Annotated in this window: 24 protein-coding genes and 1 pseudogene; 17 read left to right on the top strand and 8 right to left on the bottom strand. The window is 69.1% G+C overall.

What is annotated here, in order from left to right:
• Positions 1-138 precede the first annotated feature (138 nt).
• A complete protein-coding gene (locus tag AB0M01_RS11720) occupies positions 139-495 on the top strand; it encodes a hypothetical protein (protein WP_363668251.1) in 357 nt (118 codons plus the stop codon).
• Between the two features lie 121 nt (positions 496-616).
• On the opposite strand, the gene AB0M01_RS11725 is transcribed toward AB0M01_RS11720, so the two are convergent.
• The 3 genes from AB0M01_RS11725 to AB0M01_RS11735 all read right to left on the bottom strand — a co-directional run bounded on the left by AB0M01_RS11725 (position 617) and on the right by AB0M01_RS11735 (position 8,980).
• Positions 617-1,240: a LysE family transporter gene (locus tag AB0M01_RS11725; protein ID WP_363668253.1), complete on the bottom strand. Its 624-nt coding sequence runs from the start codon at positions 1,238-1,240 to the stop codon at positions 617-619.
• 318 nt (positions 1,241-1,558) lie between these two features.
• A complete protein-coding gene (locus AB0M01_RS11730; protein ID WP_363668255.1) occupies positions 1,559-5,800 on the bottom strand; it encodes a UvrD-helicase domain-containing protein in 4,242 nt (1,413 codons plus the stop codon).
• Between the two features lie 84 nt (positions 5,801-5,884).
• Entirely contained in the window at positions 5,885-8,980 is a 3,096-nt protein-coding gene (locus AB0M01_RS11735) for a PD-(D/E)XK nuclease family protein (RefSeq protein WP_363668257.1), read from the bottom strand.
• Positions 8,981-9,202: 222 nt separating this feature from the next.
• On the opposite strand from AB0M01_RS11735, the gene AB0M01_RS11740 reads away from it, so the two are divergent.
• The 11 genes from AB0M01_RS11740 (at position 9,203) to AB0M01_RS11790 (ending at position 17,407) form a co-directional block, all read left to right on the top strand.
• Entirely contained in the window at positions 9,203-9,400 is a 198-nt protein-coding gene (locus AB0M01_RS11740; protein WP_363668259.1) for a hypothetical protein, read from the top strand.
• A 7-nt stretch (positions 9,401-9,407) separates the two neighbouring features.
• On the top strand, positions 9,408-9,803 hold the full coding sequence (locus AB0M01_RS11745; protein WP_363668261.1) for a VOC family protein: 396 nt from the start codon (positions 9,408-9,410) through the stop codon (positions 9,801-9,803).
• Positions 9,804-9,927: 124 nt separating this feature from the next.
• Positions 9,928-12,678: an FtsK/SpoIIIE domain-containing protein gene (locus AB0M01_RS11750; protein ID WP_363668263.1), complete on the top strand. Its 2,751-nt coding sequence runs from the start codon at positions 9,928-9,930 to the stop codon at positions 12,676-12,678.
• Positions 12,675-13,352, top strand: a complete 678-nt coding sequence (locus tag AB0M01_RS11755) for a hypothetical protein (protein WP_363668265.1) — start codon at positions 12,675-12,677, stop codon at positions 13,350-13,352. Before AB0M01_RS11750 ends, AB0M01_RS11755 begins: the two co-directional genes overlap by 4 nt.
• Before the next feature lie 16 nt (positions 13,353-13,368).
• Positions 13,369-13,629 (top strand): hypothetical protein, encoded by a 261-nt coding sequence (locus tag AB0M01_RS11760; protein WP_012922179.1) that lies wholly within the window; start codon positions 13,369-13,371, stop codon positions 13,627-13,629.
• A 10-nt stretch (positions 13,630-13,639) separates the two neighbouring features.
• On the top strand, positions 13,640-14,974 hold the full coding sequence (locus AB0M01_RS11765; RefSeq protein ID WP_363668267.1) for a hypothetical protein: 1,335 nt from the start codon (positions 13,640-13,642) through the stop codon (positions 14,972-14,974).
• Positions 14,974-15,441, top strand: a complete 468-nt coding sequence (locus AB0M01_RS11770) for a hypothetical protein (protein ID WP_363668269.1) — start codon at positions 14,974-14,976, stop codon at positions 15,439-15,441. Before AB0M01_RS11765 ends, AB0M01_RS11770 begins: the two co-directional genes overlap by 1 nt.
• 3 nt (positions 15,442-15,444) lie before the next feature.
• A complete protein-coding gene (locus AB0M01_RS11775) occupies positions 15,445-15,906 on the top strand; it encodes a hypothetical protein (protein WP_363668272.1) in 462 nt (153 codons plus the stop codon).
• Between the two features lie 2 nt (positions 15,907-15,908).
• Positions 15,909-16,367, top strand: a complete 459-nt coding sequence (locus AB0M01_RS11780; protein WP_363668274.1) for a hypothetical protein — start codon at positions 15,909-15,911, stop codon at positions 16,365-16,367.
• A 204-nt stretch (positions 16,368-16,571) separates the two neighbouring features.
• Positions 16,572-16,799 carry a hypothetical protein gene (locus AB0M01_RS11785; RefSeq protein WP_363668276.1) on the top strand — a complete coding sequence of 76 codons (228 nt, stop codon included), beginning with the start codon at positions 16,572-16,574 and terminating at the stop codon, positions 16,797-16,799.
• Entirely contained in the window at positions 16,796-17,407 is a 612-nt protein-coding gene (locus AB0M01_RS11790; protein ID WP_363668277.1) for a hypothetical protein, read from the top strand. The genes AB0M01_RS11785 and AB0M01_RS11790 overlap by 4 nt, the downstream gene beginning before the upstream one ends.
• Positions 17,408-17,503: 96 nt before the next feature.
• Here AB0M01_RS11790 and AB0M01_RS11795 read toward each other — a convergent pair whose 3' ends face one another.
• Positions 17,504-17,818 carry a hypothetical protein gene (locus tag AB0M01_RS11795; protein WP_363668279.1) on the bottom strand — a complete coding sequence of 105 codons (315 nt, stop codon included), beginning with the start codon at positions 17,816-17,818 and terminating at the stop codon, positions 17,504-17,506.
• Between the two features lie 161 nt (positions 17,819-17,979).
• On the opposite strand from AB0M01_RS11795, the gene AB0M01_RS11800 reads away from it, so the two are divergent.
• Positions 17,980-18,972 carry an NAD-dependent epimerase/dehydratase family protein gene (locus AB0M01_RS11800; RefSeq protein ID WP_363668281.1) on the top strand — a complete coding sequence of 331 codons (993 nt, stop codon included), beginning with the start codon at positions 17,980-17,982 and terminating at the stop codon, positions 18,970-18,972.
• A gap of 4 nt (positions 18,973-18,976) precedes the next feature.
• Complete coding sequence (locus tag AB0M01_RS11805; RefSeq protein WP_363668283.1) at positions 18,977-19,468, top strand: metallophosphoesterase; 492 nt, start codon at positions 18,977-18,979, stop codon at positions 19,466-19,468.
• Here the strand turns inward: AB0M01_RS11805 and AB0M01_RS11810 are convergent.
• Positions 19,465-19,620 carry a hypothetical protein gene (locus AB0M01_RS11810; RefSeq protein ID WP_344182890.1) on the bottom strand — a complete coding sequence of 52 codons (156 nt, stop codon included), beginning with the start codon at positions 19,618-19,620 and terminating at the stop codon, positions 19,465-19,467. The two genes, AB0M01_RS11805 and AB0M01_RS11810, sit on opposite strands and share 4 nt — an antisense overlap.
• An 18-nt stretch (positions 19,621-19,638) precedes the next feature.
• On the opposite strand from AB0M01_RS11810, the gene AB0M01_RS11815 reads away from it, so the two are divergent.
• The 3 genes from AB0M01_RS11815 (at position 19,639) to pyrE (ending at position 22,411) form a co-directional block, all read left to right on the top strand.
• The gene (locus tag AB0M01_RS11815) at positions 19,639-20,271 is read left to right on the top strand and encodes a hypothetical protein (protein WP_363668285.1); all 633 of its coding nucleotides are present in this window, start codon (positions 19,639-19,641) and stop codon (positions 20,269-20,271) included.
• An 84-nt stretch (positions 20,272-20,355) separates the two neighbouring features.
• On the top strand, positions 20,356-21,588 hold the full coding sequence (locus tag AB0M01_RS11820) for an exonuclease domain-containing protein (RefSeq protein ID WP_363668287.1): 1,233 nt from the start codon (positions 20,356-20,358) through the stop codon (positions 21,586-21,588).
• 304 nt (positions 21,589-21,892) lie between these two features.
• Positions 21,893-22,411 (top strand): orotate phosphoribosyltransferase, encoded by a 519-nt coding sequence (gene pyrE / locus AB0M01_RS11825; protein ID WP_363668289.1) that lies wholly within the window; start codon positions 21,893-21,895, stop codon positions 22,409-22,411.
• Between the two features lie 103 nt (positions 22,412-22,514).
• Here the strand turns inward: pyrE and AB0M01_RS11830 are convergent.
• From AB0M01_RS11830 to AB0M01_RS11840, 3 genes and pseudogenes are all read right to left on the bottom strand, one after another.
• Positions 22,515-23,153: pseudogene (locus AB0M01_RS11830) on the bottom strand (DUF429 domain-containing protein); the annotation flags it as partial.
• Positions 23,154-23,185: 32 nt separating this feature from the next.
• Positions 23,186-23,440, bottom strand: coding sequence for a hypothetical protein (locus AB0M01_RS11835; RefSeq protein ID WP_363668291.1), 255 nt, complete (start codon positions 23,438-23,440; stop codon positions 23,186-23,188).
• A gap of 85 nt (positions 23,441-23,525) precedes the next feature.
• Positions 23,526-24,014 (bottom strand): FBP domain-containing protein, encoded by a 489-nt coding sequence (locus tag AB0M01_RS11840; protein WP_363668293.1) that lies wholly within the window; start codon positions 24,012-24,014, stop codon positions 23,526-23,528.
• Positions 24,015-24,127 lie beyond the last annotated feature (113 nt).

Below are 24,127 nucleotides of genomic sequence, written 5' to 3' on the forward strand. Positions count from 1 at the left end.
AGTATCGGGCCGAGTGGGAAGCCGAAGGCCGCCCATGGTTCGACCGGCGAACGGCACCGGACTGAATTCTCCTTCCCTGCCAAGATCGCTGTTTGACCTAGATGGGTTCTGGGTTCTCTTCCATCCGAGGAGTCGCTGATGAAGCTGGTCCGTATCGGTTATTGGGACGACGGCAACGGCTCGTGGCCTGACGTTCGCTCGTCCATCGACCCGGCCTGGGATGAGGACGAGCGCGACATGACGGCGGTCTATCTGCGTCATGGGCTGGTCGCTCGGGCTTACATGGGCCCGGCGACCTGTCGGGTCTGTGGTCGGCGGAACGGGTCGGTGGAGCTGACCGACTTCGTTTATGTCTGGCCGGAGGGTCTCAGTCACTACCTCCTCGAACATCAGGTCCGGCTTCCTGAGGTGTTTGTTGAGTATGTTCGGACGCAGCAGGCGAAGTTGGATGACTGCGAGATCGACGACTCGTGGTGGCGCGGCGAGCAGCGTTAACGAAGGCTGAGGGCGGGCGTTCTTCAGGCTTACGTGATCGTCGGTCGGTGTGGCACAGAGAGCTCCGGATACGTTGATCGTCTCTGCTTGCTCGCCGAGTCGCGCGCGGTCAGTTGCGTCGTCAGGTGATGAGGATTCGTAGTGCCAGGGCGGTGATCACCGCGCTCGAGGTCAGGGCTGTCGCGAGGCGGGCTTTGGGGGTCGTGAGGATTCGGCCCAGGAGGGCGCCGCTGGTCGAGAGGAGGAGTTGCCAGGTGGTGGAGGCGATGAAGGCTGCGGTGATGAAGATGGCTTGTTGGGGGCGGGTGGGGGTTGTGGAGTCTTGGGCGCCTAGGACGAGGGCTGTGAAGTAGAGGATTGTGGTGGGGTTGAGGAGGGTCATGCCTAGGAGGGTGAAGTAGGCGCTGACTGGGGTGGGTGGGGGTGGGATGGGTTTGGTGGTGTGGATTCGGCGGTGGTGGGTGATGGCTGTGGTTGCGCCTCGGGCGGCTAGGGCCAGGAGGACTGCTACCGAGATCCACTTGAGGGGTGTGGTGATGGGAGCCAGGGCAGGGGCGATGGCTGAGCCGCCGATGGTGGCGATGAGGGCGTAGAGGCCGTCGGCGGTGGCTACGCCGAGGGCGGCTGCGGCGCCGACCTTGAGCGTCGTACGGGCGGTGAGGGCTACGAGGTAGGTGCCGATGGCGCCTACGGGGATGGCGATGCCGTAGCCGGCGATCAGGCCCGCGACGAGCGCGGTGATCACGTGCGGGAGGTGATCGCTCCCAACGGTCGGCCGAACTGCTGCTTGGCCGCCACCGAACGATCGGTGGGAGGCAGCAGCAGGTGGGCTTTCGTCGTGGTCATGTACTGATCGTCGGGCTGTGCGTGGTCGTCGGCAAGTGAATTACGGGGATCCCGAGCAGGCGCGGGCCGAGGGGCGAGGGCATCGGGTTCTACGACCGGCTGGTCGCGTGAGGCGCGGCCTGGCACAGGGAGCTTGACGTCGTCGACCTGGACGCTCACTGGTTGTTGGGGCCGTCGCGCGGACCTCGCGGTCCTGGTTCTTGCTTCGGGCAAGTGGTTATAGGTGGTGGGCGTGGGACTTGGTGGGGGTGAGGAAGAGGAGGGTTGCTTTCGCCTTGGTGGGGAGCATGGTGGTGTAGGCCTGGAGCTGCGGGGTGTAGTGGGCGATGCGGGCTTCGAGGGCTGCGGCGGGGATGGCGTCGGTTTTGTAGTCGACGATCATCAGGGTGCCGTCGTCTTCGCGGTACAGGAGGTCGATGAAGCCTTCGAGGATGGTGCCGTCTGGTTGGGGGATGCCTACGAAGGACTCGCGCCAGTGGTCGCGGGTGGCGGCTCGTTGGACGATCTCGGAGGCCAGGGCAGAGCGGACCAGGGCTTGGACGACGTCGGCGTACTCGACGATGCCCTCGGCCAGGCATTGGGAGTGGACTGTTGGTTCGAGGCCGGCCGCGGTCTTGAGGTCGATGACCTGGAGGACGGCATGGACGGCTCGGCCGATGGCTGTGCCGTAGCGGCCCTTGGACCAGGGTGGGAGGTCTATGTCGCGGGCTGCTTTTGCTGTGCCGGGGTCGGCTTGGTGGAGGGCTACTTCGGGGGTGGTGCCTTCCAGGCCGGAGGGGCTTTGGGTGGAACGGCGGCGGCTGGCGGCGCGGGATTCGGTGATGCGGGACTGCCACTCGGCTCGGTTGAGGGGTGGGGAGATGGTTGGGGAGGCCGAGAGGGTGGAGGTTGGCTGAGAGGCTCCGTCGGCAGCGGCAGCGGCAGCGGCAGCGGCAGCGGCAGCGGCAGCGGCAGAGGCAGAGGCGGGAGCGGCGGTGGGGGTAGGGGTGGCGGCGCCTGCTCCGGCCGCGGTTGGGGTGGCGGCTGCGGCTGCGGCTGTGGCTGGGGTGGACGCTCCGGCTCCGGATGGGATGAACGCTGCGGCTCCTCCTGCGGCTGGGGCTGCGGCTGGGGTTTCGGCTGGTGGGTTGGGGGCGATTGCTGGAGTGGTGGTGGCTGGGGACAGGGTGAGGTGGTGGAGGTTGGGGACCTCCAGGGCGTTGGCTGAGGTGAGGAGTTCGGCGTTGCTGGAGTGGCGGCGGGTGTTGGAGCGGTGGAGGGAGACGACGAGGTGGTCGCGGGCTCGGGTTGCGGCTACGTAGAGGAGGCGGCGGCGTTCGTAGTCGTCCATTTGCTCGTCGACCGGTTGGACCAGGTCGAAGTCTTCGGTTTGGACTGAGGACTTGAGTTTCACCGCGTAGCCGCCCTGTTGCGGCCAGAGGACCTGGACGCCTCGTTGGCGGTTGGGGGAGGCGGTCATGCCGCTGAGGATGACGATGGGGAACTCGAGCCCTTTCGCGGCGTGGATGGTCATCACGCGGACCGCGTCGGCGTCGGTTTCGGGGAGGACGGCTTCGGCTACGCGAGAGGTTTCTTCGCCTTGGTGGGCGGCCCAGGCCAGGTAGGCGCGGAGGCCGCCGTGCTGGACCTCGGACCAGGCGCGGGCTTGGTCTACGACGAAGCGGATGCGGCGCCAGGTGTCGCGGGCTCGTGGGCCGGTTGCGGCGACCTCGAGGATTCGGCGGTCGGCGACGATCTTGGCGAGGACCTCGCTGGGAGTGAGCCAGCGGGAGGCGTAGTAGGTCTTGCGGAGCCAGTCCATGGCTTCGGCTACTGGATGGGTGAGGAGGTTGTCCGGGGTCTTGGCCGTGAGGGTGAAGGTGCCGCCGTTGTGTTTCCAGGTGAAGAGGTCGTCGTCTCCGCAGGCGAAGAGGGGAGAGCGGAGGGTGGTCACCAGGGACAGCTGGTCGCTGGGGTCGCCGAGGGTGCGGGCGCAGGCGAAGAGGTCGCGGATCTCGGCGGTTTGGTAGACGAGGGAGCTGGCTTCGGCTCGGTAGGGGATGTCGGCTTTGTCCAGGGCGTCTTCGAGGAAGGGGAGGGAGGTACGGGCGGGGAGGAGGATGGCGATGTCGGCTGCTGTTGCTGCGCGCCAGGTTTTCGTCTTCTCGTCGTGGACGGTCCAGTTCTCTTGCAGGGCTTGGGTGATGACCTGGGCTACGTCGGCGGCCTCGCGTTCTCGGAGGGTCGAGGCTTGGGCGCGGGGGAGATCGTCGTGAGGGATGGCGCCGAGGATTGTTACTGGAGGGCCGCCGAGGGAGGCGGCTGGTGGGTTGTCGGGGCGTGGGTTGTCGTTGGGGGTCCAGCCGGGGATGGCAGTGGCGGCGGTGAAGGGGGTTTTGTCGTCGGGTGGGGGGACGACTGTGAGGTGGCGGCGGATGTGGGTGACAGTGGCGAGGGGGTGGTCGTCTTCTTCTGGTGCTTCATCTTCGGTGTCGGGGAAGAGGGAGAGCTGGTCGCCGGTGGCTGGGGTGGTGGGGCGCTCTGGAACGGTCGGGATGGTGTCGCTCGGGGGCGCGGTGATCGGGTCACTCGTGGTTGAGGTGGTGGGGATGCGGCCGGTGAGGTCTGCGGGGGCTGAGGTCGCGGCGGCCGAGGGAAGGCGAGATGAGGGTGGGGTGGTGGGTTGGTGGTCGGCCGGAGGTGGGCTGCTCTCGCTCGGGGGCGGGGCGATCGCTTCACCGGTGGCTGGGGTGGTGGGGATGCGGCCGGTGAGGTCTCCGGGGGTTGAGGTCGCGGCGGCCGGTGGAAAGGCGGGAGGAGGTTGGATGGGGTGGTTTGGCGGGGACGTTGGGGCGGCCGGGGACATGGCGCTATCCGGGGAAGTGGCGGGGCCCGGGGATGTGGCGGGGTGCAGGGATGTGGCGGCATCCGGGGATGTGGCGGGGCCCGGGGATGTGGCGGCGCCCGGGGGTGTGGCGGGGTGCGGGGGTGTGGCGATGTCCGGAGATGTGGCGGGGTGCGGGGGTGTGGCGTCCGGGGAGATGGCGGGGGTCGGGGAGGTGGGGGCGGGCGGGAGTGCGGGTGGGTTGGGGCGGTGGGGGGTTAGGGGGTGGTAGGTGGGTTGGGCTTCGGGGGCGGGGGTGATGAGGGTGGTGAAGACGGTGTTGATCCAGGTGAGGATCGGGGGGAGGGTGCGGAAGTTGGTGGTGAGCGTGACTGTTTCGCCCAGGAGGGACTGGGCGGTGAGGTAGGTGGCGATGTTGGCTCGGCGGAAGCGGTAGATGGATTGTTTGGGGTCGCCTACTACGAAGAGGGAGCCTTCGGGGATTTCTACGTCTTGCCAGTTTTCGGGGGTGGCTGCGGCGCCGGCGGCTATGCGGACTGCCAGTTCTATTTGGATGGGGTCGGTGTCTTGGAACTCGTCCAGCAGGAGGCGGTGGTAGCGGGACTGGAGGGTGGAGCGGACCGCGGGGTTTTGGCGGAGGAGGTTGCGGGCGAGGACGAGGAGGTCGTGGAATTCGAGGCGGCCTTCGGCTCGGCGGTGTTCGGCGGACTCGAGGACTCGTTCGGCGATCCAATGGGAAAGGTGCCTTAGGCAAGAGTCTAGGAGGAGCTCGACGAGGGAGCCGGCGACGTCCACGACCTCGGTGCAGTCGGAGCGGAGGTGGGTGATGTCGGGCCAGTTTTCTTTGCGGCCGGTTTTGCCGATCTTCAGGGTGCGGAGGGCCTGGAGGACGGCGAGTTGGGTTTCGGCGTCGGTGGCGGCGGCGAGCATGAGGCCCAGGTCTCGGACGCGGTGGAGTTTGGGGAGGAGGCGGTCGTCGTTGGAGCGGCAGTCGACTGCGGCGGAGCCGATCTTGGCTGCGGCGGCGATCAGGCCGGTGAGGTCGGGCATGGCGACGAGCTCAGGTGGGTCGACGAGGACTCGGTCGGTGATCAGGTCCCAGTCGTTGCCGAACAGGCGGGCCAGGGAGCGGAGGTGTTTGAGCTCCACACCGACGGCCATGGCCAGCAGCAACGGTTCGGCGATGGTGTCGTCGTCGAGGAGTTGCTGCTGGAGCTCGGACCAGCGTTCTTCGAAGGCGACCGAGGAGCCGACCTCGTCAAGAACCTCGATCAGGGGTGGGAGGCCGGCCTCGATCGGGTGGGCGAGCAGGATCTGCTGGGCGAAGGAGTGCAGGGTGCCGATCGAGGCGGAGTCGAGGTCGTCGAGGGCCTCGTCGGCACGCTCCCGGTCCGCGGTCTTGCGGGCCTTCTCGAACTCGACGCGGAGGCGGTCGCGCAGCTCGGCGCCGGCCTTCTCGGTGAAGGTGACGGCGGCGATCGTGCGCAGCGGTACGCCGTCGCGCAGGACCAGGGTGATCACGCGTTCGACCAGGGCGTGGGTCTTGCCGGAGCCGGCACCGGCTTCCACGAAGAGCGTGGTGCCGGTGTCGTTGCGGATCTGCTCGCGGGCGTCCGCGTCGAGCAACTCGGTCATCGGATCCTCTTCCGCACAAGGGGCGGCGTACCGGAGATGCGGCGGGCCACGGTGTGCGACGCCGAGGCCTCCGGGTCGAGCAGGTCAGTCATCGAGGCTCAGCTCCTCGAAGGTCGGCAGGGCGGTGGGATCGATCAGCCGCACGAGGCGCTCCAAGGTCGGGTCGAAGCGTTTGCGGTCGTACCGGGCACGGGCCTCGCTGTGGCCGATGCCGTCGGGATTGCAGTACGGGCACTGGGTCCAGAGGAAGTCCGGGATCTCGGGGGCCTTGGCAGGGAAGTGGCCGGCGGCGATCGAGGAGACGATCACGTCGAGGGTGTGCACGTAGCGGTCGGCGACCTCGGGTGTCAGCGGGACCGGGATCCGGCGGCCGCCCTTGCGGACGAACCAGTACGACGCCTCGACGGGCGTCGACTCCTCACCGAGCCGGGCGCGGGCGGCGTACGCGTAGACCGGGAGCTGCAGCTTGGTCCCGGCGGCCACCGGGTCGGCCTCGATCGCTTCGTACCGGGAGAAGCCGCCGGTCTTCACATCGGTGACGTAGATCGTGCCGTCCTCGCCGAGGTCGACCTTGTCGGCCGAGCCGCGGAGCAGGACGCGACCGGAGGGGATCGCAATCTCGACCGGCGGTTCACCGTCGAGGCCGAAGCGGAGCTCGCTGGCGACCACCGAGGCGTTGTGCTCGGCGCGCCAGTGATCGTCGTCGTCGAGCAGGACCAGCAGGTCGCCGAGGATGCGCAGACGTTCGCGCTGCCACAGGCGGGGATGGCCGGTCAGGCCCTCGGCCTCGAAGCGGTCGGCGAAATCGGCACCGATCGCCAGCAGCAGCGATCGTTGCTCGGCGGTCCAAGGTTCGCCGTACCCGGGGAGCGAACCCGCGAGACGGCTGACGAAGGCGTCCAGGCTGTTGTGGATCAGGTTGCCGATCTGGACCGGTGAGATCACCAGCAGGTCCTCGGGCGCCTCCAGCGGCTCGACCTGGAGGAGCCGCTCGACGAAGTACGCATGCGGGCAGGTCGCGTACGACTCCAGCAAGGTGGGTGAGGCGACCCGGTCCTCGAGGGCGTAGTCGGGGAGGCCGTCGACGCCTGAGAGGTTGCCGTCGAAGCGGGTGAAGCTGTCGCCGGCGCGGGCCCACAGCAACGACCGGGCGCCGTCTACCACGCTGTCCGCCAGGTTCAGCCCGGCCGTCGCGGCGCGGACCTGCCAGTCCTGCTCGGTGGCCGGCATCCTTGCCGTGGTCAACGATCCCGCGTACGACGCGGAGGTCAGCAGGCGATCGCCGTACGACGTCTGGTCCCAGAGTGTGGCGGCCAGCGCGTGGTCGCCGCTGAGATCGCGCAATGTCCCGAGCAGCCAGCGGGTCGGCAGGCGACGGCTCGATCGGCGGAGGTCGCCGCGTGGGAACGACGCAACCACCCGCGCCGATCCGGCCGAGAACGCGGCGAGAAGATGCCGCTGCTTCTCGTCGAGACGATCGCGTGCCGAGGCCAGCTCGGGCGCCGCCGCTTCGCGGACGTGGTGCGGGAGCAGAGCGTCCTCGTGCAGGCGGCCCGGGTAGAGGTCTTCGGCGAGCCCGACCACGTAGACGACGTCGACCGACAGGCCGACGGCAGCTGAGAGCGGAGCCACCAGGACGCCGGTGCCGAACGTCCCGATCCGGGGTAGCGACTGCTGCAGCTCCAGATCCAGTACGTCGCGCAGCACGCTCAGGCTGGCCGGAGTACCCAGCTCGTCGAGCGTCGACAGCCCGCGCAGCGATCCCTCGACCGCGACGGCCGCGTACTGCTCCTCGACGGGCAGTGTTGCGTAGTCGCCGAGCAGGTCGTGGAAGAGCCGCAGCACGACCTCCGACAACTGCGTCCAGCTCTCCATCACCGCAGCGGCACCCAGCCTGCGGCGCAGCTCGACGGCGAAGGTGTGCAGGCGATGCGCGTGCGACGCGTTGTACTGCGCGCGGCGGATCACCGCGGGGCGCGGATCGTCGGTGAGCTGCTCCTGCTCGGCGGTCCGCCGCTCGGCCTCGGCGTACCGACCGAGGCGGATCTCCCAGTCGTCGCCACGGACCACACCGGCAGCGCGCGAGAGCCGCTCCCACTGTGGCACCGGGATTCGCTCGCCGGTGAAGTCACGGGTCGGAGCGTTGGCCAATGCACGGAACAGATCGGCGCGCGGGAGGTCGCGGTCGACCAGCGCGAGGACCTCCAGCAGCGTCCGCGCCAAGGCGCGCTCGTGCACCGGGCGGGTGCCGGGACCGTTGGCGGTGATCTTGGCGGCTGCGAGGTGCTCGTGCAGCAGTCGGGCGTACGGCGAAGCCGCGGTGTACAGCACGGCGACGCGGTGCGCGGGCGTCTTCTCGAGCACGGTGACGAGATCCCTGACGACGCACCGAACCTCGTCGTCGGCGTCCGAGGCGTTCAGCACCTCGGTGGCGACCGGGTAGTTCTTCGAGATCGACGGCGGCAGATCGATCCCGATCCTCTCCAGCGACCGGCGGACCGCGCGGTCGGCCCGGCGGACGTCGGTCAGCCCGACGACGACGGTCAGATCGGCGGCGGCGATCCCGAGCGAGGCGACGAACGACGCCTCGGCCTGGCTCAGCTCCTGCGGCAGGTACAGCACCAGGGAGCCGAGCTCGGCGACGACGGCCGGCTCGGCCTCGGCACGGGCGGCGGCGGCCTGGAGCAGGTCGGTCTCGTCGTACCAGTCGCTGCTGAGCTCGTCGCGGACCGTGCGGTGCAGGCGGATCAGCGACGGGCCGAGACCGGAGGCGGCCGAGACCTTCTCCAGCGCGGGATCGCTGAGGTCGCGCAGCTCTCGGTGCGCTGCAGCAAGCGCTTGGATGGTGGACGGGTGGTCGGCGACCTCCTCGAAGATGCCTGGTGCCTTGGACAGCGCGGTCCGCCAGGTCGCGGCGACGATCGGCCGGGTCGCGGGTCGTCGAGGCGCCAGCAAACCGGCCGCCAGCTGCTCGGCGAGACGGGACAACGTCGCCAGGTACAACGCCGCGATGCCTGTGGAGGCAAGGAAACGACGCGCCACCACACCGGTCAGGTTGTCGGGGAGCAGCAGCGTGACGGGCTTCATCGGGTCGTCGGCCTTCAGCCGCGCGACGACCTCGGACAGCCGCTCCAGCGCGGCCGCGCCGTACGCCGTGGTCTCGATCCGGGTCCCGCTCACTGTGCCCCCGATCCTGTTTCCGTTGTCCAGAAAGACGTTAAACCCTGCTACGGACAATCTTTCCCAGGCGCTGCGGCCCGGCCCAGGACCTGAACCGGCCCTCTACCGGAACTCTTCGGGACTCGACCGGAACTTCGCGCCGAACGGCCGGAAAACGCCGCTGGAAAAGGGGAAGGCGCGCCGTGTCGCTGCGAGCGCGGCGATCGGCTCGGACAATGAAGTATGACCAAGGAGACCACCGTGGCGCGGGCACTGCTGGTGCTCGTCTTCGCGCCTGCTGGTGGGCTCTTCGGGAAGGCGGTCGCGACCGCCGCGGCCGGGCACGAGTGGTGGCCGTGGCTGGTCGCCGCGACGGTCTGGCTGGTCGTTTCCGGGCTGGTCTCGATGGCGGTGTCGACCCGTCTCGACGAGCACAGATAATGCTCCGATGGCCGCCGCGCTGCACCACGTCGAGATCTGGGTCCCGGACCTGTCCCGCGCCGTCGAGAGCTGGGGCTGGATCCTCGGCCGCTTGGGCTGGAAGGACGGCGACAGCTGGCCGGGCGGGCAGATCTGGACCGCGCCCGACGGCAGCTACCTGGTGGTCGAGCAGAGCCCTGCGCTGAGCGCCACCGAGCACGACCGGCTGCGGCCCGGGATGAACCATCTCGCGCTGAACGCGGACAGCCGGGCCGAGGTCGACGCGATCGTTGCCGAGGCCTCCGACCAGGGGTGGACACTGATGTTCGCCGACCGGCACCCGTACGCCGGCGGGCCGCGGCATTACGCCGCGTTCCTGCACAACGGCGACGGCTACGAGCTCGAGATCGTCGCCCCGCTCTGAGGCGGCGGACGGAGGGGTCGGCAGGTGAGACTTGTGGTGCCTGGAGTGACACATGGGACGGTTGGTGTGACATGGTTGACCGCGGCAGTGAAGGTCGCGGGGCGAAGGTGGAAGGACGGTGCTCGTGACGGAGGCGCCTGACGGGGGAACGACGCCCGGACCGGTTTCTCCGGAGGTGCTGGAAGCCCGGATCCGCGGTCTGCAACACGCACTGGCGCAACTGCTCGAGAACGCCCACCAGCTGACCCGTGGCGAGCACCAGCGCGCCGTACAGCTGCACCGTCAGCTGCAGGAGCAGACGGCGATCGCCCGGCGTGAGTCCAGCGGGCTGGTGGAGGCCGCTACCGCTGAGGCGCTGGCCAGTGCTGAGCCTGCTGCGCGGCTGCTGGCCGACCGACTCGCTCCCGGACTCGCTTCCATCCCTCCGAACGACGCCCGCTGGCGCTCCCGCCAGCTGGTCGGCGCCGGCATCCCGTCGTACGTGCGCGTCGGCGAGCTCGACGCCGGTACGCCGGTAGTCGCGCCGCTGCTGCGAACGAACGGCTGGCGAGTCACCGCCGACCGGCCGGAGGCGGCCCGGCAGTTGCTGCAGAGCACCGCGTTGCGGCTGATCGCGGCGGCGGAGCCGTTCCGGCTGCGGATCGACTCGTTCGACCCGCGACTGACCGGCATGATGGGCCTGCTCGGCCACTTGACCACGAAGTACCCGCAACTGGTGCCCAGGGCAACGCACACCGCCGAGCAGCTGCACGCGGTGCTGTCCAGCCTGGTCGACGTGTCGTCGCTGCGGGCCAGCCGGCAGGCGCAACTCGGGCACAAGCGGTTCGAGGAACTGATCCGGGAGACCGGGCGCGTCACCGACCCGTACCGGCTGATCGTGCTCTTCGACTACCCGGCAGGCATCGACACGCTCGCCCAGCGCGACCTGCTGCGGCTCGCTGCGACCGGTGGCGAGCGGGGCATCTGCTTCCTGGTCCACCACGACCCAGCGATGGCTGCTGACTCCGACGTGGACGCACGTCAGCTGCTCGACCTGCTCACACCGGTATCGGTGACCAACGGCAAGGTCGAGGTCGCGCAGCTCGGCAACGTGCAGGCCAAGGCGGATCCGCCGTTCGAGGCGAACGTTGCCACCGGCATCTGTGACGTGGTGGCCGAGCTGGCCGAGATCGCCGTCCTGCCGACGATCGACTTCGAGCGGACGCTGCCGGATCGCTCCAGCTGGTGGCAACCGGTCCGGGACGAGCTGAGCACAGTCATCGGGTACGACGACCGCACGCCTGCGCTGATCCGTCTGCGGAGCGGCAACCCGGCGCTGCCGCATGTACTGGTCGGCGGTGCGGTCGGGCAGGGCAAGTCGAACCTGTTGCTGGTGATGATCCACGGTCTGGCCGCCCGCTACGCGCCGCAGGACTTGGAGATGTACCTGCTCGACTTCAAGCACGGTGTGGAGTTCTCGGCGCTCGGGCCGGCCGCGGAGCGCGACCACTGGCTGCCGCACGTCCGGGTGCTCGGTATCCACAGCGACAGGGCATTCGGCCTCGCTGTGCTGCGGCACCTCTCCGACGAGCTGGCTCGGCGCAGCGAGATCTTCAAGGCACACGGCAACGTTGCTGACATTGCTGAGCTGGCTCCTGGGCCGGAGCGGCCGCCGCGGATCCTGGCGGTGCTGGACGAGTTCCAGGTGCTGCTGGAGGACGACGACGAGCTGGCTGACGAGGCGGCGCGGCTGCTGGAGCGGTTGGTCCGGCTGGGCCGTGCGTACGGCGTACACGTCGTGCTGGCGACGCAGACGATCGAGGGGGTCAAGCGCCTGTCGACGAGGCGGGACTCGATCTTCGGGCAGGTGCCGTACCGGATCGCGCTCAAGACGACTCCTGCCGACTCGCAGGCGATCCTGCGGACCGCGAACACGGCTGCTGCCGAGCTGCAGTTCCGTGGTGAGGCGGTGCTCAACGCCAACTTCGGCTCGCCGGACGACAACCAGCACGTGCTGGTCAGCTTCGCCGACAAACCAGTGCTCGACGAGCTGCGGCACGAGCTGTGGCAGCGCTCCGGTACGACGCGGGCGCCGCGTGTGTTCCACCTGGCTGAGCCGGCGCGGCTGACTGACACTGCCGCTGCGGTGAAGGCGGAGCTCGGCCGGCCGTGGATGGGGCTGCCCATTGCGGTTACCGAGGAGCCGGTGGCGATAGAGGTGCAGCCGGAGCCGGGTGCTGGTGTGCTGGTGCTCGGAGACGGGCCCGCTGATGCGCTGGGTGTGCTGACTGGGCTGGCGGTGTCTGCTGCGGCTGCTGCCGCCGTACCGCCGCGGTTCGTGCTCCTGGACGGGACCGACTCGGCTCCTGCCGTTGCTGAGGGCAAGGGGGCGCTGATCCAAGCGCTGCGGTCCCTTGGCTGCGAGGTGGAGACGGTGGACAAGCACGGCGATGTCGCGCCGAAGCTGTTCGCATTGCGCGACATGGTCAAGGAGGGGCGCGTCGGCGGTACGACGTACCTGCTGGGCTTCGGGCTGCACGCCGTACCGAAGATGCAGGTGCACGCGGAGGGCTTCTTCGAGAGCCCGTCGAACGCGCTGCAGGAGATCGTGCGAGATGGGCCGACGCAGGGGCTGGTCACGTTTGGGTGGTGGAACCGGCTGCACGTCTGTACTGAGCAGCTGGGGTACGGGCGGGCCAACGTGGCGACCCACCTGTTCCTGCGGCACCCGCAGGACGGCGTACGGGCTGTTGCTGGACCGCTGGTGCGCTGGGCGTCGGAGCCGCACCGTGGGCTGCTGTGGGACGGGCTGCACCCGGAGGCGCAGGTCGTGGTGCCCTATGCCCCGCTGCGCGTGGACGAGGTCGACCGCTACCTGGAGCTGGTGCGGCGATGAAGACTGAAGAGCAGGAGTGGGCTGAGTACGCGCGGGCGCTGCGGCAGGTTGCTGGAGCGCGTACGGATGCGCAGCAGGAGCAGGACCGGCGTACGGCGACCAAGACCCAGGCGGAGGCGACAGCGCTGGCAGAGGCCAACGCCATGGCCGAGCGGGGCCACAAGCTGGAGGTCCGGCTCAACGGGCTTGCGGAGAAGGCTGCTGTGAGCCTGCAGCGAGCAGGACTGCCGCCAGACGGGAAGCGGACTGCCGTACCGCTGCCGGAGATCAGGGCGATCGCCGACATCGAGGTGGTCGCCGCACGGATCACCAAGCAGCTCGCGGAGACGGTCGACAAGCTGGAGGAGGTCCGGGCAACAGCCCTGGCCGAGCAGGAGCGGCGCAAGCGCCGTACGATCAGCGCCGCCCTGACAGTGGCCGCCCTGCTCGTGGTGTGGGTGGCGCAGTCGTTCCTGGCCGGTGTGGAAGCCGCGGCGATCGCTGCGGTGACGATGCTGGCGGCGTCCCGGGTGCTGGGCCTGCCCCGGTTGCCTGGAGCACGCTGGTGGGGCTGGGGTGGCGCCGGGCTGGTCGTCGTACTGATGGCTGCCGGGCTGCCGTGGTGGCTGGCGATCGGCGTACCGGTGGTGGTGTCGGGTACGGCGATCGTGCTGCCGAAGAAGCGCAACTCCTAGGGAAGAGGCAGTCGACGTGTCGGACGTACAGCGGCTCAAGGAACAGCTGCACCAGGTATCTGCCGAGGCCAAGCAGGCAGCAGGCGGGCTGGCCGGGTTCAAGCTGCGGTTCACGCAGCACAGTGCGCAGGTGGAGAGCCTGATCGCCGGTACGGCGACCGGCGTGGACCGGGACATCTCGGAGATCCTCGACGCGGCCGGCAAGGCGGTCGAGCAGGCCGCTGAGGCGCTGGAGATCGCGTCGGCCGGCTGCAAGAGCTACGCGGACCAGATCTAGGTCTCAGCGCGTGCCGTCTGATCTGCAGCGGGTGGCCCGGGGACTGGTCGAGTGCCTGGACGAGGTGCCGCAGGTGGTGCAGCACCTGCAGCGGACGGCGGACCGGTGCCGGGAGAACGCAGCGCTGGCGATCGTGGCGTCGCAGGGGCGGGCGACGGTTGCTGCGCAGCAGCTGGATGCTGCCGCTCGGGCCTGTGAGGCGGCGGCGCACTACCTGTCGATGGCGCCGCCTAAGGCGCGGGCGTGGGCAGAGCGGTTGGTGGGGGACGGGCGGTCGTCGTCGCGGCCGGATGAGGGGTCTGCGGATCGGAACAAGGCGACTGGTGGGGGCGACGATGTCGCTGAGCAGGATGTGTTCGGGCGGACTCGGCGGCTGACTGCCCGGTTCAAGCCGTTGGAGGCGCCGGAGGAGGGGGAGCCGCCGCTCGTGCGGGTGGCGCGGAAGGCGTTCGAGAAGCTGCGGAAGCGGCAGGAGAAGGACGCCGAGGAACGCGAGAAGGAGCAGCCGGAGGAGGAGCTCGAGGTCGAGATCGTGGTCGACCCGAAGGGGGAGCTGCGGGCTGCTGCGAAGGAGTCCTCGGACTCGGACTCGTCGGAGGAGGATGGGGAGCGCGAGGAGCCGGAGTACGAGATCGCGGTCGACCTGGGGGAGGCGGCGAGGGAGCTCCTGGAGGCGATGACTGCTGCGGGGGAGCAGGCGTGGGAGCGGGCTGAGCTGGTGATCGCGGTGGATCGGGTGACGGCCAGCTTTGAGTACGGCGAGGCTGTGGTGGTGCCGGAGGTCGTCGTACCGGTGGTGGATGTGGAGCTGCCGGCGTACGAGGAGGGGGAGGCGCCGGGGGTGGTGGAGGTGCCGGAGATCGCGGTCGAGGTGGGGGAGACGGAGTTCGATCCGGCGTTCACGCCGCGGAGTTTCGGGGTTGACTTCTCGCCTGCGGTGCACGACCCGTTGGAGAAGTTCGACGAGAAGGAGCAGGCGATCGCCGATCGGCTCGTGATCGAAGGATGGCGAGTGGACGCGCGGCCGGAGAACCACGAGAAGTACGGGCTCAAGAACCCGGACGCCATGGTTCGTCGCGATGGGACGGACCCAGGACGGGTCACGGAGTTCAAGAGGCTCGACAGCGCGTCGCCCAACGGAGTGAAACGCAGCATCGAGCGAGCGACCGACCAGGTCGAGGGTATCGGTGAGGTCGTCATCGACGGCCGGATGGTCGATCTCGGGTACGGCCAAGCTCTGCGCGCTTTCCGCCGTGCGTGTGCGCAGGCAGGTAGAACTGTTGCACCAGTCGTCCACGTGATTCTCGGCGACGGACGGTTGGTCACTTACGAGAGGGAGAACTGATGTCCGACAACGGAAGTCTGTTCATCGGGTCGGACGAGACGGTGGGCGAGGTCGCTGGGTGGTTGGGGGCGGCGCTCGGGACCGAGGTGTTGAGTTGGTCGCCGGTGGAGGTTGGGTTGCGGGCGCGGGCGGTGAGTGTGGACGACGGCTGGGTGGGGTTCCTGGTGCGGGCCAACGGGTACATCGAGGCGGATCCGGCGCCTGAGGACGTCCAGGCGCTGGATGGGTATCCGGTCGAGGTCGACGTGCAGTACCTCGGGAAGGACGAAGAGGTGCTGCGGGCGGAGGCGAAGGCAGCTTTCGAGAGGGTCGTGGCGGCTCGGCCTGATTTGCCGGTGTTGTTGTGTCACAACCTGGCGCTGTTGGTTGCGGCGTATCTGCCGGGGGCGGGGATTAAGTACTTCGAGGCCGGTACGACGCCTGACGGGCCTGATCTGGCGGTTTGGGAACCGTGGGTTGTGAGGTGAGCGGTGGCCGCCAGCGATGAGGTGTTCCTGGCGAGCGATGCGCCGCTGGCTGACGTTGCGGCGCGGGTTGCGGTGGCGTTGGGGCTGGAGCACATGGGCGTGGTCGGCGCTGAGCTTCAGTACCGGGCGCGGGGGCGGTCGTTCGACGGGTGGATCGGGGTGTTCATCGGACCGAACGACCACTATCCCGAGCCTGGGGAGGTGCAGGCGATGGATCGCTATCCGGTGCTGGTGGACATTCAGAGCCGTCGGTTGAAGGAGACGCAGCCTGAGGAAGCGCGGCTGGCGTTCGAGGTATTGACGCGGGAGCTGCCTGACGTGCCGGCGTTGTTGTCGCACAACCTGGAGCAATTGGTGGCGGCTAGTCGGCCGGGGGTTGGGATGCACTACTTCGGTGACGGTGTTTGGCTCGATCCGCCTGAGGTGGAGCCGTGGGCGCCTTGGGTGTTGCTGGGGGAGGACTGAGGTTGTCCGACAACGGGAGTCTGTTCGTCGGGTCGGATGAGCCGATCGACGCGGTCGCGGTTTGGTTGAGTGACGTGTTGGGGCTCCAAATCATGGCCGGGGGCGGTGATGAGGTCAGGCTCCGGGGGCGGTCGAGTGGTGGCGGCGACTGGATGGGGTTTGTGGTGCGCCGCAACGGGCATGTCGAGGTGGATCCGGAGCCTGAGGATGTTCAGGCGATCGAGGCGTATCCGGTGGAGGTCGACATCCGCTTCCGCGGGGACGAGGTGCTTCGGCGGGAGGCGCTGGTGGTGTTCGAGAAGGTCGTCGGTGCTCGGCCGGATCTGCCGGTGCTGCTGCTGCACAATCTCGCGCTGCTCGTGGCTGCGTATTTGCCGGGGGCGGGTACGAAGTACTTCGGGGCCGGTACGACGCCTGACGGGCCTGATCTGGCCGTGTGGGAGCCGTGGGTTGTGAGGTGACCTAGCGCTTCCTGCCGGCGGTGTGGGTGGACTGAAAAAGAAATCTCAGAAGTCGCGTCATGAAGTGGTGATGGGGTCGTCACTATCTGTGAACCCATCCCCACAGGGAAGTGGAAGTGATGACGTGATGTGCGAGTCGATGTCGCTGGTGGGTAGGTCACGGGGCTGCGTGGTGGGCCTCCTGGTTTTGCGTCGGGTGCACTGATGGGCGGGGACCATGCGGGGCCGCAGCGGCGGCGGGTGCGGGTCTGGTTCGGGGAGCACGCGGTTGCGGACTACTGCGCTGAGGCGGAGTTGGCGGACCGGTACGCGGCGGCGATGTCGCGGCGGTTCGCGGGGCTTCGGGTGACCAGTGAGCCGGTGGCGGCAGGGGACCCGGGGACCGGGCGGCCGTTGCCGGGGGAGCGGTTGTGGGAGGTCGCGCCGAAATGAGATCTCGCCGGTTTCGGTTGATGCGGCACGAGGACGTGTCGGGGGTGAGCGGGACGGGGGCGGTTGCCGAAGGGGTGCAGTTCACCGACGGGGCTGTTGCCTTGCGGTGGTACGGCGACTATCCGACGACGACGGTGTGGGACGGGATCGAGTCGGTGATCGCGATCCACGGGCACGGCGGGGCGACCGAGGTGGAGTGGCTGGATCCTGATCCCGGTCCGGACCCGGAGGTACTGCGGCGGGAGGATCTGCCGCCGCAGCCGTGGCCGGAGTTGCATCCGGCGCCGGAGGCGGAGGACGACGGGCCGGGGCCGAGCTTGAACCCGCCGGGCGGGGACAGCCGGGCGGCGGAACCGGGCGGGGACGGCCGCGGGGGCAGCCGCGGGGCGCAACCGGGCGGTGCGGACGCCCGGCGAGGCGAGCCGGGCTCGGGCGGCAGCGAAGGCCCGGGGCGGCGAGCGACCAGGCCGATCTTCCCGGCCGAGCACGGCTCAGCCGGGCCGGTGTTCCCCGCGGAGCACTCCGGGTTCGCTCCCGGCAAGGACCTGTTCTCCGAGTTCATGGACAACGGGCTGAGTGCCACGGGCCAGCGCGGGCTGACCAGATGACTCCATGACCACGACCGGGTCCGGCGCCGCGGACCCGGTCCTCCCGCCGAGCGGGCCGAGCACCGAACTCCCTCCGGTGCCGGCCCGCTCGCTACGTCAGGGCTGGTACTCCTCCACGTCCTGCCGGTCGAAGTTGCGGAAGGTCGGCGGGCCGTCGCACAGCTCCGCCAGGGTGGCCGCGAACTCGCCGGTGTCGGAGCGGTTGGAGTTCTCCATCGCCTCCTCGTACGACGCGAACTCGATCACCGCGCAGTACCGGCCCTCCTCGTCGCGGTCGGCGCACGACATCGCTCTGGTCGGGCTAGGCCCGTCGGCCGCGGCTTGCCGCTTCTCGCGGAAGTCGCTCATCAGCGCGGCGATCTCCTCCTGCCGCGACGTCCGGTACTCGATGAACTGCACGAAGCCGGTCATGACATCCCCCTTGGTGTAGGCCTCTTCTGCTGACAGTGCGCCGCGACCAGGTGCTCCGCAAGACCCCGTACGCCGTGGTGACTGGCTGCTGGCGGCAGGGCGCTCTCTGCTGTCAGCAGAGGCGGTGGGAAACGCTGCAGCGAGCTGCTTGGCTGGGAGGCATGCAGATTCTGGTACTGGGCGGCACGGCCTTTCTGGGGCGCGAGATCTCGGCGCAGGCACTGGCCCGCGGACACGCGGTCACCTGTGTGGCGCGCGGCGAGAGCGGTGGCGTAGTGGAGGGCGCCACGCTCGTCACGGCTGACAGGAGCCAGCCCGGTGCGTACGACGGCGTACCGGAGCAGCAGTGGGACGCGGTGTTCGAGGTGTCGTGGCAGCCGGGCTTCGTCAGGGAAGCGCTGGAGGCGTTCGGCGTACAGGCGAAGCACTGGACCTACATCTCCACCGGCAACGTCTATGCCGACTTCAGTACGCCGGGCGCTGACGAGTCAGCCGCACTGCGTGAGCCCACCGCGGCGCTGACCGCCGACCGCGACCAGTACGGCGAAGCGAAGGTCGCCTGCGAGCAGGCCTCGACAGCTGCTGTCGGAGACCGCCTGCTGATCGCCCGGGCCGGCCTGATCGGCGGACCGGGCGACCGGAGCGACCGGGGCGGCGCCTGGGTCGCCCGTGCGGCCAGGGCGCCACAGGAGCCGTTGCTGGTACCTGACACGCCGGAGCTCGCCACCTCCATCATCGACGTACGGGACCTGGCCTCCTGGTTGCTGGACTGCGCTGAGCAGGGGGTGACCGGGACGTTCGACACCGTGGGACCAGTGGTGCCGTTCGGCGAGTGGATCGAGGCGGCGCGGGCTGTCGGTGGCCACACCGGTCCGGTGGTGCTGGCCCCCAGGGAGTGGCTGGAGGAGCAGAAGGTCGAGCAGTACATGGGACCCGACTCACTGGCCATGTGGCTCACGGAGCCGGGCTACGAGGGCTGGTCGAACCGTAGCGGCCAGGCGGCGGCTGAGGCCGGTCTGAAGCACCGGTCGCGGGAGGAGGTCCTCCGGGACACGCTGGCGTGGGAGCAGGAGCTGGGACTCGACCGGGAGCGCAAGGCGGGGCTCAGCCCGGCGCGGGAGCGCGAACTGATCGCGCAGCTCGGCACAGACTGAGGGCATGAAGCTGCTGCTGATCTCCGACACCCACCTGCCGGTCCGGGCGAAGAAGCTGCCGCAGCCGGTCTGGGACGCGGTCGACGCCGCCGACGTGGTGATCCACGCCGGCGACTGGGTGAACGTGGAGCTGCTCGACGAGCTCAGCGAGCGCGCCGAGCGGCTGATCGGTTGCTGGGGGAACAACGACGGGCCGGAGCTGCGCAGGCGGTTGCCGGAGGTCGCCCGGGAGACGCTCGACGGGGTGCGGCTGGCCGTCGTACACGAGACTGGTGGCAAGCAGGGGCGCGAGCTGCGTGCGGAGAAGGCTTACCCGGACGTGGACGTGCTGGTCTTCGGGCACAGTCACATCCCGTGGGACACGACGTCACCGCGTGGGCTGCGGCTGCTCAACCCCGGTTCGCCGACGGATCGGCGCAGCCAGCCGTACTGCACCTACCAGACGGCCACGATCAGCTCGGGCCGCCTGGAAGATGTTGCCTTGCACAACCTCTAGGCGTTCGCGGCTTCCTTGACCCGCGCCTTCAGCCGGTCCCGAACCTCTTCGGGGGTGTAGGAGCGACGCTTGCGCTCGCCCCGTGCGATCACCACACCGGTCGCCGCGACACCCACCAGTCCGGCGACTCCGAGCACCTTCCATACCTTCATGAGCACTAACCTAGCGACGTGGAGACCCGGATAACGCTGGACGACGCTACGGAACTGACACGAACAGGTGACATTTGGCTGTTCCGCGGGGAGTCCGCGGCCGACCGGGCGATTCAGCTGACCACCAACAGCCCGGTCAACCACGTCGGCATGGCGATCGTCATCGAGGACCTGCCGCCGCTGATGTGGCACGCCGAGCTGGGCCGGTCGCTGCCCGACGTCTGGACCGGCAACCACCAGCGCGGCGTCCAGCTGCACGACCTGCGCGACGCGGTGACCACATGGGCGCACAAGTACGGCCAGCGGGCCTGGCTGCGGCAGCTGGACCACGAGGTCGGCAAGGAGATGGAGGACGCCGTACTGCGGGTCGTCGCGCGCCTGGACGGTACGCCGTTCCCGTCGACGGCGCGGCTGGCGTCGCGGTGGATCCGCGGCCGGGTGCCGGCGTTCCGGCGCGGGGACCGCGAGCTGGTGCTCGAGACGGCGTACTGCGCGGAGGTGGTCGCGCTGACCTACGAGGAGATGGGGCTGCTGCCGGGCGGGCGGCGGCCGAACTGGTACGACCCGGGGCGGTTCTGGAGCGGCGACGACCTGGACCTCGGGCTCGGGGCGACGCTCGGCGAGGAGATCGCGGTCGACGTACCGCGGTAGTTCGTGGCGTCAGGAATTGTCGGTGGGCTGTGATTGGCTGGTCGCAGCTGGAAACCACGGACCGATCCGGAGGAGGCGTCGCCGATGTATGCCGTCATCGACACCGAGACGACCGGCCTGCTGCCCGGGCACCGGCACCGGGTGATCGAGATCGCCGTTGTGCTGCTGAACGCGCAGGGGCGGTTCGAGGACGAGTGGGTGACGCTGCTCAATCCGCAGCGTGATCTGGGGCCGCAGCACATTCACGGGATTCTCACCGCCGACGTGCTGGCGGCGCCGGAGTTCGTCGATGTCGCGGCTCGGCTGGGTGAGCTGCTGGCGGGGCGGATGGTGGTGGGGCACAACGTCGAGTTCGATCTGGGGTTCCTGCGGGCGGAGTTCGCGCGGTTGGGGCATGAGGTGCCGTTGATCACCGAGCGGTCGATGTGCACGATGGCGCTGGCGGGGTTTCTGTTTCCGGGGTCGCGGCGGACGCTCGGGGCTTGTTGCGCTGCGGCCGGGATCGCCTTGGAGGGTTGGCATTCGGCGCTTGCTGACACTCGGGCGACGGCGGAGTTGTTCGGGCGGTACCTGCAGTCGTTCCCGTCGCCGCCGCCCTGGCAGTGGGCGTACGAGGAGATTCGGTCGTTGCCGTGGCCGGTGTTGCCGGGGACGCATCGGGAGCCGACGGTGCGGCCGGTGCACGCGGGTGGGCGGCACGGGTGGATGAGTCGACTCGTCGATCAGTTGCCACGGGTGTCGGAGCCGCCGCAGGCTGACTCGTACTTGAGTGTGCTGGACACGTTGCTCGCGGATCGGGAGATCGATGCGGCGGGGGCGGACCTGCTGGTGCATGTGGCGACGGATCTGGGGCTGACGCGGTCGCAGGTTGATCGGATGCACGGGGTGTATCTGACAGAGCTGGCTGCGGCGGTTTGGCTGGATGGTGGGCTGACCGAGGAGCAACGGGCGGATCTGGATCGGGTCGCGGCGATGCTCGGGCGGCAGGCGGCTGACGTGGACGAGGCGTTGGTTGCTGCTAGCAACGGGTTGTACGTCGTACCGGCGCGGCCGGGAGCGGGTGGGTTCCCGCGGGGGAGCACGCTGGTGTTCACCGGGGACATGGTGGAGCCGCGCGAGGTGTGGTGGGACAGGGCGGTGGCGGCTGGGTTCAGCCCGCAGGAGGCGGTGCGGGCGGAGACGACGTTTGTGGTGGCGGCGGATGTGGACAGCCTGTCGCTGAAAGCGCGGGCGGCACGGGAGCTGGGGGTGCCGATCATTGGGGTGGAGGCGTTCCGGAAGCTGCTGCCGCCGGAGGAGGAACGCAAGGCGGGGTGAGGGGAGCGGGCGCGTGAGGGTGGGAGTTGGCTCGGCGCAGCGCGGGTAGTGGCGGTGAGGGCCTGAGGGGGCGCGGGCGCTAGGGCGTGGTGGTGAGGGAGCGAAGGCCGGGGCGTGGTTGGCCAGGCGTCCCTGGTGGTTAGGGGAAGGCGTGCGGCCGGCGGTGGTGGAGTGGGCTGGTCGTCGTGCTGACGTCGTGGGCGCCGACTCGGTGGTGAAGAGGAATGGCGAGCGGCTCGTGGGAGTGGGCGTGCTGTGGGGATGGGCAGAGTGGTGTCAGGCCGGGTGAATTAGGGTCTCTGGCGTGGACAAAGCTGAGCTGGGGCGGCGGATTTATCAGGCTTCGTATCTGACGGGAGAGTTCACTCTGCGGTCGGGGCGGGTCACCGATCGGTATTTCGACAAGTATCGGTTTGAGGCTGATCCAGTGCTGCTGGATGCGGTGGGGGAGGCGATGGCTGCGTTGGTGCCTGATGGAGTTGAGGTGCTAGCGGGGTTGGAGATGGGTGGGATTCCGGTGGTGACGGCGCTGGGGCGGCATACCGGGTTGCCGTGTGCGTTCGTGCGGAAGGAGGCCAAGCGGTACGGGACGTGCCGGTTGGCTGAGGGGGCTGAGGTTGCGGGGCGGCGGGTGTTGGTGGTTGAGGACGTGGTGACGAGCGGTGGGCAGATCGTGGTGTCTACGCAGGAGCTGCGGGGGTTGGGGGCGGAGGTTCGGGAGGCGTTGTGTGTGATTGATCGGGGGCAGGGTGGGGCGGAGGCGTTGGGGGAGATTGATCTTGGGTTGATCTCGTTGCTGAAGGCAGATGATTTGAAGGAGTGAACGACGCGTCGTAGCGGGTTGCTTGGGCTGGGGTTACCGGGGCGAGGATCTGGCCTGACTCGGGAGCGCCGAACAAGCGGACCTTCGACGGGTGGGTTGCTGCGTACGCGGCGATGTAGGCGCAGACGATGCTGTCGAGGGCGTCTTCGGCGCGTTTGAGGTCGGCTTTCCGGGTGGCTCTGGTGAGGGACTGGCGGAGGGTGTGCCAGGTGGGGGTGTCCAGGATCAGAGGTGGGGTCGCCGCCGACAGGGACTCCAGACCAGTGGCCAGGCGGAGCATCTCCTGGTGGAGATGCGTGAAGTCGCGGCCGGGTTTCGCCTTGTACTGGAGGATTCGGGGGAGGTCGAAGAGGACGACCAGCGCGGGGTGGGGGTAGACCTCGGCGGCGCGGCGTTCGGCGGTGGGGGAGAGGTCCAGGCCCAGGTGCTCGATCAGGCGCAACGCTCGGGGGCCGTTGGTGAAGCTGGGGTTCGTGGTGTTCGCGGCATGGCACGAAGCGCCGTAGCGGCCGTAGTACTGGGAGATCAGGCGTTCGCAGGGGCGGTGGCCCGTGGCGTTGCGGACGATGACGGGGGCGTCGAACGCGACGAAGCACGGGCCGGCGGTCCACTGGCGTAGCCAGGCCAAGATGTCCTCGTCGGTTTGCTGGACGGTGACATCGAGAAGACGACCTGAGGAGTCGACGGCCGCGAGGCCGGTGACGCCGCGTTGGCCCCAGGCGAGGTCGACGCCGACGTACATCCGGTCAGGAGAGCCGGCGTCGTACGGCGTACTCAGTCCTCCGGGTCCTCGCGTTCGATCTCGAAGCGGAGGCTCTTGCCGGAGCGGATGCGTTCGACCGCGGCCAGGCAGGCTTCGGGGCTCATGTGGACACCGATCTCGCCGAGGCGGTTGCGGAGCACGAGCGCGGCGTCCTCGGCGGAGCGGGCGCTCGACTCGTTGATCGCGTCGATCGTCGCGGTGGTGAGCTTCTCGCGGATGTCCGGGTGGACCTCGTGGATCTCGTGGGTGATTCTGAACTCCGACATCGCGACCTCGTTCTCCCTGTCCGGCCTGATCCCAGCCTGGTTCCCCGAGTCCAGTCTGCCGGAGCCGATTCTGCCGCTCCAGGCGCTAGGCCAGTACCCGCGACACGAAACTCTCAAGCCGGTTTTCCAGCCGCTCGATCCGGACCTCCGGGCCGACGGTTTCGCCCTGCGGGACCTCCGGGTCGCGCAGTCCGCGCAGGTACAGCGAGCAGGCCAGGTCGGCGCAGATGTAGGTGCCGACGGTGTTGCCGGCGCGACCGGCCGAGCCGGCCCGGCGGGCGGCGAACAAGGACACGTCGCTGACCTGGTGCGCGGTGTGGCAGAGGTCGCACAGCCCGGTCCCACGCCGCGGCTTGCCGGTGGCCGCGGTGTTGAGCGCGATGCCCAGTACGCCGTCCCCGCGCGGTACGACGACGTACCCGCGGGCCGGTGCCTTGGCGTCGCGCCAGCCGAGGAAGTCCAGCGACTCCCAGGGCAGCTCGGTCAGCCCGGCCGGCAGCGTGATCGCCTTCACCTGGCTCTTGGACGAGTTGACGAACGACCGCCGGATCTCGTCCGCGTTCAGCGCCTGCACCACGTACTCCTCACCTGGACCGAGCCCCCACTCAAACCCGGATCGACGACGCAGGCAACTCAAATTCCGGACACCGCTGCGTCACAGCTCGATGACAGCCGCATCATGGGGTG

This window comes from Kribbella sp. NPDC051770, assembly GCF_040681455.1.
Lineage (GTDB): Bacteria > Actinomycetota > Actinomycetes > Propionibacteriales > Kribbellaceae > Kribbella.